This window comes from Allobosea sp. 01N443 (genome assembly GCF_056399325.1).
Genome location: NZ_JBFTRC010000164.1, coordinates 1 through 12,616 on the forward strand (window position 1 = coordinate 1; position 12,616 = coordinate 12,616).

Annotated in this window: 9 protein-coding genes and 1 pseudogene; 8 read left to right on the plus strand and 2 right to left on the minus strand. The window is 65.2% G+C overall.

What is annotated here, in order from left to right; all coding sequences use genetic code 11:
- Both AC1DRP_RS28065 and AC1DRP_RS28070 read right to left on the minus strand, forming a co-directional pair.
- The coding region (locus AC1DRP_RS28065) for a circularly permuted type 2 ATP-grasp protein (protein ID WP_476770161.1) at nucleotides 1–1,127 on the minus strand (1,127 nt) is incomplete at its 3' end.
- A gap of 8 nt (nucleotides 1,128–1,135) precedes the next feature.
- On the minus strand, nucleotides 1,136–4,513 hold the full coding sequence (locus AC1DRP_RS28070) for a transglutaminase family protein (protein WP_476770165.1): 3,378 nt from the start codon (nucleotides 4,511–4,513) through the stop codon (nucleotides 1,136–1,138).
- A gap of 251 nt (nucleotides 4,514–4,764) precedes the next feature.
- On the opposite strand from AC1DRP_RS28070, the gene AC1DRP_RS28075 reads away from it, so the two are divergent.
- From AC1DRP_RS28075 to AC1DRP_RS28110, 8 genes and pseudogenes are all read left to right on the plus strand, one after another.
- Nucleotides 4,765–6,354, plus strand: coding sequence for an ABC transporter substrate-binding protein (locus AC1DRP_RS28075; RefSeq protein WP_441506096.1), 1,590 nt, complete (start codon nucleotides 4,765–4,767; stop codon nucleotides 6,352–6,354).
- A 156-nt stretch (nucleotides 6,355–6,510) separates the two neighbouring features.
- The gene (locus tag AC1DRP_RS28080; RefSeq protein ID WP_476770162.1) at nucleotides 6,511–7,557 is read left to right on the plus strand and encodes an ABC transporter permease; all 1,047 of its coding nucleotides are present in this window, start codon (nucleotides 6,511–6,513) and stop codon (nucleotides 7,555–7,557) included.
- A 10-nt stretch (nucleotides 7,558–7,567) separates the two neighbouring features.
- Nucleotides 7,568–8,473, plus strand: a complete 906-nt coding sequence (nikC, locus tag AC1DRP_RS28085) for a nickel transporter permease (protein WP_441493525.1) — start codon at nucleotides 7,568–7,570, stop codon at nucleotides 8,471–8,473.
- 1 nt (nucleotide 8,474) lies between these two features.
- Nucleotides 8,475–9,350: an ABC transporter ATP-binding protein gene (locus AC1DRP_RS28090; protein ID WP_476770163.1), complete on the plus strand. Its 876-nt coding sequence runs from the start codon at nucleotides 8,475–8,477 to the stop codon at nucleotides 9,348–9,350.
- Between the two features lie 2 nt (nucleotides 9,351–9,352).
- Nucleotides 9,353–10,105: an ABC transporter ATP-binding protein gene (locus AC1DRP_RS28095; RefSeq protein WP_441493555.1), complete on the plus strand. Its 753-nt coding sequence runs from the start codon at nucleotides 9,353–9,355 to the stop codon at nucleotides 10,103–10,105.
- Between the two features lie 109 nt (nucleotides 10,106–10,214).
- Nucleotides 10,215–11,729 carry a glucose-6-phosphate dehydrogenase gene (zwf, locus tag AC1DRP_RS28100; RefSeq protein ID WP_476770164.1) on the plus strand — a complete coding sequence of 505 codons (1,515 nt, stop codon included), beginning with the start codon at nucleotides 10,215–10,217 and terminating at the stop codon, nucleotides 11,727–11,729.
- Nucleotides 11,726–12,415 carry a 6-phosphogluconolactonase gene (gene pgl / locus AC1DRP_RS28105; RefSeq protein WP_441493528.1) on the plus strand — a complete coding sequence of 230 codons (690 nt, stop codon included), beginning with the start codon at nucleotides 11,726–11,728 and terminating at the stop codon, nucleotides 12,413–12,415. Before zwf ends, pgl begins: the two co-directional genes overlap by 4 nt.
- A gap of 30 nt (nucleotides 12,416–12,445) precedes the next feature.
- Nucleotides 12,446–12,616, plus strand: a pseudogene (locus AC1DRP_RS28110) (hypothetical protein); the annotation flags it as partial.

Here is a 12,616-nt window from a genome sequence, read left to right on the forward strand (position 1 = left end):
CGCTGCTGCCCGCACCACCAGGTCGCGATATGCGGCAGGATCAGTTCGTCGCCGAGGATATGTTCGGCGAGGGCCGGGAGGAAGCCCATGAGGGCTCGCGCTTCGACGACGCCCGAGCCGAGCCCATTGGCGATCTGGACATTGCCTTGCCGCACCGCCTGGACGAGACCGGCGACGCCGAGCGCGGAGGCTGAGTTGAGCTCGAGCGGGTCGGAGAAATCGCCGTCGATCCGCCGCCAGATCACGTCGGCACGCTTCAAGCCCGCGATGGTGCGGACATGGACGCGTCCGTCGCGCATCAGGAGGTCGCCGCCTTCGACCAGCAGGAAGCCGAGATAGCGTGCGAGATAGGCGTGCTCGAAATAGCTTTCGTTGAGCGCGCCCGGTGTCAGCAGGCAGATCCGCGGCTCGACCCGGCGCGAGCTTGCCGCGAGACCGGCCCGGAAACCCTGGAAGAACGAGGCCAATCGCTCGACATTCATGGTCCGGAACAGGTCCGGAAAGGCGCGGCCCAGGGCCAGCCGGTTCTCCAGCGCATAGCCCGCTCCGGACGGGGCCTGCGTACGGTCGCCGAGCACCCACCAGCGGCCATCCGGCCCGCGTCCGAGATCGGCGGCATAGAGCTGGAGCGTGCCGCCATTGGCCGTGCCCTGCAGCGGGCGCAGATAGTCCGGGCTGCCGGTTACGACCGCCGCGGGCAGCAGGCCCTTGGCGATCATCTCGCCGGGTCCATAGATGTCGCCAAGCAGGGAGGAGAGCAGCGTCGCACGCTGCGCCACGCCGGCAGCGATGGTCTGCCATTCCGCGCCGGGGATGATGAGCGGGACATGGTTCAGCGGCCAGGAGCGCTCCCCGGCCAGCGGGTCGCTCGCATCGAGATCGCCATGCACGCGATAGGACACGCCGGTGTCGCGGACATGGCGATCCGCGAGCCCGAAGCGATGGCCGAGTTCATCCTGGGAGAGCCCGCTCCACTCGGCGAGAAACGGTTCCCAATGCGGACGTACACTGCCATCGGGCGCCATGAACTCGTCATAGGCTCCGGGCAAGGGGCGATAATCGGCCAGCAGCGCATTGCGCCGCTCCGCTCGGAGACGTGTCGACGGCGATCGGCCCTGCAAAGCCATGGCCTTGGTTAGAGTCCTGCTGGACGGCGCAGATCGAGGGTCATCGGAAATTCCGGGCTGCGCTCTTCCACCGGAATCACCAGCGCGCCGGGACTATGACCGATGGATTCGAAACGGGCGAGGCGGCGTGCCTCGGCCTCGTAGGAATTCACCGGCGGTGTCTCATAATTGCGCCCACCGGGATGGGCGACATGGTAGACGCAGCCGCCGAGCGACCGGCCGACCCAGCTATCGACGATGTCGAAGGTCAGCGGCGCATGCACGGGAATTGTCGGGTGCAGCCCTGAGGCCGGCTGCCAGGCCTTGAAGCGCAGGCCTGCGATCGCCTCGCTGGAGCCCGCGACCGGGGTCATCGGCAGGCGCCGTCCGTTGCAGGTGATGACGTGGCGACCGGGAACGAGCCCGCTTGCCTTGACCTGCAGCCGCTCCACCGAGGAATCGACATAGCGCACGGTGCCGCCGATCGCTCCCTGCTCGCCCATGACGTGCCAGGGTTCGAGGGCCTGGCGCAGCTCGAGCTCGACACCGCCATGGTTGACCTTGCCGTAGAACGGGAAGCGGAACTCCTGCTGTGCTTCGAACCAGACCGGGTCGAACGGATAGCCGGCATGTGCGAGATCGGCGAGCACCTCGCGGAAATCCTGCCAGATCATCTCCGGCAGCATGAAGCGGTCATGCAGGCTCGTGCCCCAGCGCACCAGCTTGCCCTGCTGCGGCTCGCGCCAGAACCAGGCGATCAGCGCGCGCACCAGAAGCTGTTGCGCCAGTGACATGCGCGCATCCGGCGGCATCTCGAAGGAGCGGAACTCGATCAGGCCCAGCCGGCCTGTCGGCCCGTCCGGCGAATAGAGCTTGTCGATGCAGATCTCGGTGCGGTGGGTGTTTCCGGAAACATCGACCAGCAGGTTGCGGAACAGCCGGTCGACGAGCCAGAGCGGAATCGGCTTCTCACCCGGCTTCGGCACCGCCGCAAGGGCGATTTCGAGCTCGTAGAGCTGGTCGTGCCGGGCTTCGTCGATGCGTGGCGCCTGGCTGGTCGGCCCGATGAACAGGCCGGAGAACAGGAAGGAGAGGGAGGGGTGTCGCTGCCAGTAGAGGATGATGCTCTTCAGCAGATGGGGGCGGCGCAGGAAGGGGCTGTCGGACGGCGTGACACCGCCGAGCACGACATGGTTGCCACCGCCCGTTCCGGTATGGCGGCCGTCCACCATGAATTTCTCGGCGCAGAGCCTGGCCTGACGCGCCTCCTCATAGACGCCACGCGTGATCTCGACCGCATCGCGCCAGCTCTTTGCAGGATGAATATTGACCTCGATCACGCCGGGGTCGGGCGTCACCTTGATGACATTGAGGCGCGGGTCGGAGGGCGGAGCATAACCCTCGATATGGACGGCGATCCCGGTCTGCTCGGCCACGGCCTCGACGCTGGCGATCAGGTCGAGATAGTCCTCCAGGCGCTCGACGGGGGGCAGGAACACGCAGAGCACATTGTCCCTGACTTCGAGACTCAGCGCGGTGCGCACATGCTCGCGCCCGATCTCCTGCTCGACGCGATCCTGGGCCGCGGCGCCTGCGGGGGCCTCGCCCGGGATCGAGAATTGGGCATGCCGGTGCACCGTGGGCGCGGGCTCCGCCGCGCGCGCCGCAGGCGCGCTGCCGGGCGAGGGCAGGGGGCCGCGCGCCTCCATCGGATCCTGCGGGTGGATATGCGGGTATTCCTCCTCCGGCACGGCTGGCAGCGAGCCGAGCGGCAGACGATAGCCGACCGGTGAATCGCCCGGGACCAGGAAGAGCTTGCCGCGTCTCAGCGTCCATTTCTCGGAGCGCCAGCGCCGGTCGCCTGCCTGGCTCTGCCAGCGCTGCACCGGGATGACATAGCCGCGCGGATTGCCGAGGCCGAGCTGGAAGACACGGGCCATGCGGGCGCGTTCCTCCGGATCGGCGAGGCGCGGGTCGAGCGGGTCGACATTGTCTGGAAGCTGCGCCTCCTTGAGCAGCCAGTGGCCGGTATCCTCATAGGCGGGCAGGACATGGTCGGCACCGACGCCCAGTTTCTCCGCAAGGCCCGATGCGAGCGTCTCGGCATCGCGGGTCGAGGTTGCCGCTTCCAGTTCACGGTCGCCGCCGGTTACGGCGCCGGGCTCGCGCGCGATCAATGCGGCATTGCGCCAGATCGGCTCGCCGTCCTCGCGCCAATAGAGCGCGAAGGCCCAGCGCGGCAGGCTTTCGCCCGGATACCATTTGCCCTGGCCGTAATGCAGCATGCCGCCCGGCGCGAAGCGGCTGCGCAGCCGGCGGATCAGTTCGTCTGCGCGCCGGCGCTTGGTCGGGCCGACCGCGGCGGTGTTCCACTCCGCGCCCTCCTGATCATCGGTCGCGACGAAGGTCGGCTCGCCGCCCATCGTCAGGCGCACATCCTGCGCTGCGAGATCGCCATCGACCCTCTCTCCCAACGCATCGAGGCGGTGCCACGACTGGTCGGAAAAGGGCAGGGTGATGCGCGGCACTTCATGCACGCGCTCGACGCTCATCGCGAAGTCGAAGGTCGTCTCGGCATAGCTGGCAACGCCGCTCACCGGCGCGGCCGAGCGAAAATGCGGTGTCGCCGCGAGGGGCAGATGGCCTTCGCCGGTCAGCAGCCCCGATGTCGGATCGAGCCCGATCCAGCCCGCGCCGGGAATATAGACCTCGGCCCAGGCGTGGAGATCGGTAAAATCCTTGTCGGTCCCGCGCGGCCCCTCGAGCGGATCGATATCCGCCTTCATCTGGATCAGGTAACCGGAGACGAAGCGGGCGGCGAGCCCGAGCTGGCGCAGGATCTGGACGAGAAGCCAGCTCGTATCGCGGCACGAACCCGACTTGATCTGGAGCGTGTGCTCGGGCTCCTGCACACCGGGCTCCATGCGGATGCCATAGGCGATCATGCCTTGCAGGCGGGCATTGAGATCAACGACGAAGTTCACGGTGTTGACCGGCTCGCGCGGAACCCTGGCGAGGAGGTCGATCAGCAGCGGCCCGGCCGGTTCGGTGACGAGATAGGGAGCAAGTTCCGCCTGGAGTTCCTCGGGATAGACGAAGGGGAAGACCTCCGCGTTGGTCTCGACGAAGAAGTCGAAGGGATTGATGATCGAAAGCTCGGTGACGAGATCGACTTCGATGCGGAATTCGCTCACCGGTTCGGGAAAGACATAGCGGGCGAGCCAGTTGCCGCTCGGATCCTGCTGCCAGTTCACGAAGTGCTGCGCTGGCGAGACCTTGAGCGCGTAGCTGTTGACCGCTGCGCGGCAATGCGGAGCGGGCCTCAGCCGGATGATCTGCGGGCCGAGCACGACAGGGCGATCGTAGCGGTAATGGGTGACGTGGTTCAGCGCGGCGATGATGGCCAAGGGCGACACCTGCTCGGTCGGGCGTGCCCGCGGCACGGCTCTCCCTGAGGATAGCCCCAGCTTCGATTGCTCGCAAAGCTGTCGCTGCGCAAGAATGCGTCGGTCTATCAATTCGTTGCGCAAGAAGAGTGCAGGCTTGTGAACAGTGCGCTGTGCAATTTCCGAGCCGCTGGACATCGGGCTCGTTCTGGCCACAGATAGCGCCCAAGCGGCGGCGAAACGGCCGCCCTATGAACCAATGGGGATAGTCCATGCGTCACGTTGCGAAATTGATGGTTGCCTCCGCCTTTACGGCGTTGATGGCGACGACAGCCATGGCCCAGACGCCGAAGGATACGGTGGTCATGGCCAAGCAGATCGACGACATCATTACGCTCGATCCGGCCGAAGCCTTCGAATTCTCCGGCGTCGAAGTCGGCGCCAATGTCTATGACAAGCTGATCGGCGTCGATCTCGCCAAGAACAACGACCTCGTCGGCGAGCTTGCCGAGAAATGGACCGTCAGCGAGGACAATCTCACCTACACGTTCAAGCTCCGCCCGGGCGTCAAGTTCCATTCGGGCAACGCGCTGACCGCAGCTGACGTGGTCTATTCCTTCCAGCGCGCTGTCACGCTTAACAAGTCGCCGGGCTTCATCCTCACCCAATTCGGCCTCACCAAGGAGAATGTCCTCGAGAAGGTGAAGGCCACCGATGACAACACCGTCGTCGTCACCGTTTCCAAGCCCTTCGCCCCGACCTTCTTCCTGAACTGCCTGACCTCCGGCGTGGCTTCGATCGTCGATTCCAAGCTGGTCAAGGCGAACGAGAAGGACGGCGATTTCGGCAATGCCTGGCTCAAGCTGAACTCGGCCGGTTCCGGTGCCTACAAGGTCCGCGCCTATCGTCCCAACGAGCAGTATGCGCTCGATGCCAACGAGACCTGGTACAAGGGTGCGCCGAAGAACAAGCGCGTGATCGTACGCCATGTCGCCGAGCCGGCCTCGCAGCGTTTGCTGCTCGAGAAGGGCGACATCGACATGGCCCGCAACCTCTCCAAGGACCAGCTCGCCGCTGTGAAGGAGAAGTCCGACATCCAGATCGTCCAGGGCGACAAGGGCTATATTCTCTATCTCGGCCTGAACCAGAAGAACGCCAACCTGAACAAGCCTGAGGTCCGCGAAGCGCTGAAATGGCTGGTCGACTACCAGTCGATCGAGCGCAACATCGTCGAGGGCACCTACAAGCACCACGAATCCTTCCTGCCGAAGGGCTTCCTGGGAGCCATTGACGAGAAGCCTTACAAGTTCGATCCCGCCAAGGCCAAGGAGTTGCTCGCCAAGGCCGGTCTGCCGAATGGCTTCACCGTCACCATGGACGTTCGCTCGGTCGCTCCGATCACCGATATCGCGCAGGCGATCCAGTCGAGCTGGGGCCAGGCCGGCATCAAGCTCGAGCTGATCCCGGGYGACGGCAAGCAGACGCTGACCAAGTATCGCGCCCGCACCCACGACATCTATATCGGCCAGTGGGGTCCGGATTATCTCGATCCGCATACCAATGCCGAGACCTTCGCCATCAACGAGAACAATGGCGAAGATGCGAAGTCGAAGACGCTGGCCTGGCGCAATGCCTGGGATATCCCGGACATGACGAAGGTCGCCCAGGCCGCCGTGCTCGAGACCGATGCGGCCAAGCGCAAGGCGACCTATGAAGTCCTGCAGCGCGAGCACCAGAAGGTTTCGCCCTTCGTGATCATGTACCAGCAGGTCGAGGTCACGGCCGAGCGCAAGAACGTCAAGGGTTGGGTGATCGGACCGAGCTCCGACACCAACTTCTACTGGCCGATCTCCAAGAACTGAGACACGTCTTCTGACGGAACCCGCCGCGGCTAAATGGCTGCGGCGGGCTTATTTCTATTCTTTTCTGTTGAGCGCCACGGGCGAGGGGATTGCATTCCCGCGCGCCGTGGCTTCCGGAAGCGCCCTTCTTCGGGCTTTTGTACAGTGGTTGGTTGCATGGCGTCATCGCGCGAGACATGGGCGGGCAAATCGGGTCGCTGGGGCAAGATTGCCGGGCGAGAGTTCAGCACGGTCGCCATCACGATGTTCGGGCTTCTGCTCGTCACCTTCCTGATCGCGCGCGTGATGCCGATCGACCCGGTGCTCGCCGTGGTCGGTGATCGCGCTCCCGCCGATGTCTACGACAAGGCGCGGCTGGACCTCGGCCTCGACAAGCCGCTCTGGCAGCAATTCGGTATTTATATCGGCAAGGTCTTCACCGGCGATCTCGGGCGCTCCGTACTGACCTCGAACACCGTGGTCGACGACATCAAGACCGTCTTCCCGGCGACGCTCGAGCTGGCGACGCTGGGCACGCTGATCGGCATCATGCTCGGCGTGCCGCTTGGCATCGTCGCTGCCGTCCACCAGGGCCGCTGGCCCGACCAGATCGCCCGCGTCATCGGCTTGATCGGCTATTCGATCCCGGTCTTCTGGCTTGGCCTCATGGGTCTTCTGCTGTTCTACGCCAAGCTCGGATGGGTCAGCGGACCCGGGCGTATTTCGGTGGCGTATCAGGATTTCGTGACGCCGATCACCGGCGTGATCATGCTCGATGCCGCCATGCAAGGTGAGTGGGATGCGTTCTGGGACGCTTTCTCCCATCTGATCCTGCCGGCCTCCGTCCTGGGCCTGCTGAGCGTCGCCTATATCAGCCGCATGACGCGCAGCTTCATGATCAACGAGCTGCAGCAGCAATATGTCATCGCCGCCCGGGTCAAGGGCGTGTCGGAGTGGCAGGTCATCTGGGGCCATGCCCTGCGCAACGCCGTCGTGCCKCTCGTGACGGTGATCGCACTCTCCTACATGCACCTGCTCGAAGGTTCGGTGCTGACCGAGACCATCTTCGCCTGGCCCGRCCTCGGTCGTTACATCACCAATTCCCTTCTCAATGCCGACATGAACGCCGTGCTCGGCGGCACGCTGGTGGTTGGCGCGGTCTTCATCGGTGTCAATCTGTTCTCCGACATCATTGGCCGCCTGGCCGATCCGCGGGCGCGCTGAGGACATGGCCATGACCGAACAGACTTCGTCCGGCTGGGCCGCCTGGCTCATCACCGATTCCCCCGCGTCGCGCCGTCAGGCACGGCTTGGCCAGTATTACCGGCAATGGCTCGCGTTCCGGCGCAACCCCGCAGCCGTCATCGGGCTGACCATCGTCCTGCTGCTGCTACTTGCTGCAGCCTTCGCGCCGCTGCTCGCGCCCTATGATCCGCTGGCGCAGGCCCTCGACAAGCGCCTGCTGCCGCCGTCGGCAACGAACTGGTTCGGCACGGATTCACTCGGCCGGGATATCTTCAGCCGGGTCGTCTACGGCTCGCGCGTCACGCTTGTCATCGTGCTGCTCGTCGTCATCACCGTGGGGCCGATCGGCCTCCTGATCGGCGCTGCTGCAGGTTATCTCGGCGGCTGGGTCGATCGCGTCCTGATGCGCATCACCGACGTCTTCCTGGCTTTCCCGCGCCTGGTGCTCGCGCTCGCTTTCGTTGCGGCACTCGGCCCCGGACTTGAAAATGCGGTCATCGCGATCGCGTTCACGGCCTGGCCGCCTTATGCGCGCGTCGCCCGCGCCGAGACACTGATCATCCGCAACCAGGACTACATCTCCGCGGTCCGGCTGCAGGGGGCGTCGCAATGGCGGATCGTACTCAGGCATGTCGTGCCGATGTGCCTGCCATCCCTGATCGTGCGGTCCACGCTCGACATGGCCGGCATCATCCTGACCGCTGCCGGGCTCGGCTTCCTCGGCCTTGGCGCGCAGCCGCCGATCCCGGAATGGGGCGCGATGATCTCAGCCGGCCGCGAGCAGATCTTCGACCAGTGGTGGGTCGCGACCTTCCCCGGCCTAGCCATCTGCGTTGTCGCGCTCGGCTTCAATCTGCTGGGCGATGGCCTGCGCGACGTCATGGATGCGAGGTGAGATGATGCGCGCACCAGATAGCCCGATCGAACAGCCGCTGCTCGAACTCGACAATCTGCGGGTCAATTTCCACACCGCGACCGGCATTGTCCGCGCCGTGCGCGGGCTTTCCTTCACGCTCGGCCGCGAACGGCTCGGCATTGTCGGCGAGTCCGGCTCCGGCAAGTCGATGACCGGCCGCGCCATTCTCGACCTCATCCCCCATCCCGGCGAGGTTCAGGCCGACAAGCTCGTCTATCGCGGGCAGAACCTGCTGACGATGGACAAGGGCGCGCGCCGCAAGCTGCGCGGCCGCCATATCTCGATGGTGATGCAGGACCCGAAATTCTCGCTCAATCCGGTGAAGACCGTGGGCGAGCAGATCGCCGAAGCCTATCGCGTCCATCACAAGGCGAGTTCGCGTGAGGCCAGGGAACGCAGCCTCACCATGCTGGAAGCGGTCCAGATCCGCGAGCCGGCACGCGTCTACGATCTCTACCCGCACGAAGTCTCGGGCGGCATGGGGCAGCGCGTGATGATCGCGATGATGCTGATCGCCGAACCCGACATCCTGATCGCCGACGAGCCCACGTCGGCCCTCGACGTCACCGTGCAGTTGCAGGTGCTGAAGATCCTCGACGACCTCGTCACCAGCCGCGGCATGGGGCTGATCTTCATCAGCCACGACCTGCATCTCGTGCAGTCCTTCTGCGACCGCGTCATCGTCATGTACGGCGGCAAGGCGATGGAGACGCTGCCGGCCGCCGAACTTGCCGACGAGAGCGCACGCGCCCATCRCCATCCCTATACGCTCGGCCTGCTCGACTGCCTGCCGGATCTCGATCATCSCAAGGACAAGCTCGCCACCCTGAAACGTGACCCGGCATGGCTGGCATGAACATGAACCCCGCCATCATTGTCGAGAAGCTGAACGTCTCCTTCGGCGATTCCCATGTCGTGAAGGACCTCTCCTTCTCGGTTGCATCCGGCGAGAGCTACGGCATCGTCGGTGAATCCGGCTCGGGCAAGTCGACCGTGCTGCGTGTCCTCGCCGGCCTGAACCGCGAATGGAGTGGTGACGTCACGATCCTGGGCAGCAAGCAGCCCAAGGTTCGCGACAAGGCCTTCTATCGCGCCGTGCAGATGGTCTTCCAGGACCCTTATGGCAGCCTCCACCCGAAGAAGACGGTCGACGATACGCTGGCCGAGCCACTGGCCATTCACGGCATCGACGATGCCGAGGCGCGCATCGAACGCGCCATGAAGGATGTCGGGCTGCCGAATTCGTTCCGTTTCCGCTTCCCGCACCAGCTCTCCGGTGGCCAGCGCCAGCGCGTGGCGATTGCGCGCGCACTGGTGCTCGAACCGAAGATMCTGCTGCTCGACGAGCCGACTTCAGCGCTCGACGTCTCGATCCAGGCAGAGGTGCTGAACCTGCTCCAGGCGCTGCGCAAGGAGCGCAATCTGACCTATATCCTGGTCAGCCACGATCTCGCGGTCGTTGCTCATATGTGCGAGCGGCTGCTGGTCATGCAGTTCGGCCGTGGCGTCGAGGAGATGACGGCCGAGACGCTGGCGGCGCGCTCGCCGCAGACGACCTATGCCCAGCAATTGCTGATCGCGAGCGAAGGCTTCCGCCGCCAGACCGCCTGAGCGGCAGGGCGGTTGCGCGTCCTGCCTGCTTGGGTGGAGCGCCAAAACCGTCTAACTCTCGTCGCAGCGATCGGCTAGCTTGGCCCGTATTCGCTGCTGCGGAGTGTGTATGCCCATGGATGCCGTCGCCGATCATGTCGTAAAGCTCGAAGCTGCGCCGGAGCGCACTCCGGTCCCGCCCTTCGATCTCGTGATCTTCGGTGCCAGCGGCGATCTGGCCCTGCGCAAACTCTTTCCGGCGCTGGCCCAGCGCAATCAGGAAGGCGTTCTGCCGGAGGAAAGCCGCATCCTGGCGATGGTGCGCAAGAGCGAGGATGTCGCCGGACTGCCCGGCGAGATCAGCCGGAAGCTCACCGAGGAGGGGCTTTCCGCCGCCAGGATCGAGACATTCCTGCGCAGGCTCTCCGTGGTCCAGGTCGATGCGCTGAAGCCGGAGACCTATGCCGGCCTGCGGCAGGAGCTCGGCGATTCGGAGCGTGTGCGCTCCTTCTATCTCTCGACGCCGCCCGATCTTTTCATCCCGATCTGCGAGAACCTCGCCAGTGCCGGCATCCTGACGCCGACCTCGCGCGTCATTCTCGAAAAGCCCCTGGGGCGGGATCTCGCCTCCGCCCGCGAGATCAACGACGCCGTGGCAAGGATCCTTCCGGAAAGCCGCACCTACCGGATCGATCATTATCTCGGCAAGGAGACGGTCCAGAACCTTCTGGTACTGCGCTTCGCCAACACCCTGTTCGAACGCTCCTGGTCGAGTCGCGACATCGACAATGTCCAGATCACGGTTGCCGAGACGGTCGGCCTCGAGTCGCGCGCCGGCTATTACGACAAGGCCGGACACCTGCGTGACATGGTGCAGAACCACGTGCTGCAGCTGCTCTGCCTGTTTGCGATCGAGCCGCCGAACCTGCTGGAAGCCGATGCCGTCCGCGACGAGAAGGTCAGGGTTCTGAAGGCTCTCAAGCCGATCGTCGGCCCCGATGTGCTGCGGGCGACCGTGCGCGGGCAATATGGCCAGGGCGTCAGCGGTGGCGCTCGCGTCCATGGTTATGCCGAGGAACTCGGCCATGCCAGCAACACCGAAACCTTCGTCGCGATCCGCTGCGAACTCGAAACCTGGCGCTGGGCCGGCGTCCCGATCTATCTGCGCACCGGAAAGCGCATGGCGCAGCGCTATTCCGAGATCGCCGTCACCTTCAAGCCGGTGCCGCACTCGATCTTCGGAAGCGCTGCCGATTGTGGGCGRCTCGATGCCAATCGCCTGATCATCCGCCTGCAGCCCAATGATGGCGTGCAGATGCAGCTGATGATGAAGGTGCCAGGCTCCGGCAAGCTCAAGATCGTCCCGCGCCAGCTCGATCTGCGCTACGACACCGCCTTCGGCGTGCGCTCACCTGACGCCTATGAGCGGCTGCTCACCGATGTGATCCGCGGCGACCAGACCCTGTTCATGCGCCGTGACGAGGTCGAGCAGGCCTGGGCCTGGATCGATCCGATCATTGCCGGCTGGCAGGAGTACTATCCGCAGCCGCATCGCTATGCCGCCGGCTCCTGGGGGCCGTCTCAGGCGATCGGTCTGATCGAGCGCGAAGGGCGATCCTGGGCCGACCCGGAACTGATGGAATGAGCGCGGTGGGGCCGCTCTCCTGGCATCGTTTCGAGACGTTGGCCGGCGCATCGGAAGCGCTGGCCGAAGCTGTCGCAGTGCGCCTGCGTGCCGCCATAGCCGCCCGCGGGGGCGCGTTGCTCGCGGTCCCCGGCGGTACTACGCCGGCACGTTTTCTTGCGGCACTCGGCGCGCACGACCTCGCCTGGGACAGGGTTACCCTGATGCCGACCGACGAGCGCTTCGTCGCGCCGGACGATGCCGCCTCGAACGAGCGCATGATCCGGGACGCCTTCTCCCCTTTGCGTGACGAACGGGCCAGCTTCGTGTCCTTCCACAATGCCGGCGACGATCTCGCCGCGGCAGCGCGTAGCCTCGATGCCGTGCTCTCGCGCCTGCCTGCGATTGACATCCTGGTCAGTGGCATGGGCGCCGATGGGCACATCGCCTCGCTCTTTCCAGGCGACGCTGCAGCTACGCGCAGCGACGACGCAATCCACGCAGTCGCAGCCCGTCCGCCCGGCCTGCCACCTCGCATCTCACTCTCGGCCGCGCGAATCGCGAAGGCAGGTTGGGCAACCCTGCTCATTGCCGGCAAGGAGAAGGAAACGACGCTGGCGACGGCTCAGGCCCTTCCGGCGGCCTATCCGGTCGGCATCCTGCTGCGACGGCCGCAGGGGCTCGACGTTTACTGGGCCAGGGCTTAAGCGAAGGTGCTCAGCGAGGAGATCGAGCCAATGTCAGGCGAACCCGAAATTGCACGCCTCAAGGCCTGTGGCGTTGTCCCGGTCGTCGTGATCGACGAGGCCGAGGTCGCGGTCCCGCTGGCCCGGGCGCTGCTTGCGGGTGGCATCGACGTGATCGAGGTCACGCTGCGCCGCCCTGCTGCACTGGCCGCGCTCGAGAGG

Excerpts from the sequence above, each read along its gene's own strand:
- nikC (WP_441493525.1), top strand. The coding sequence starts at position 7,568 with ATGACCGAACAGACTTCGTCCGGCTGGGCCGCCTGGCTCATCACCGAT.
- pgl (WP_441493528.1), top strand. The coding sequence starts at position 11,726 with ATGAGCGCGGTGGGGCCGCTCTCCTGGCATCGTTTCGAGACGTTGGCC.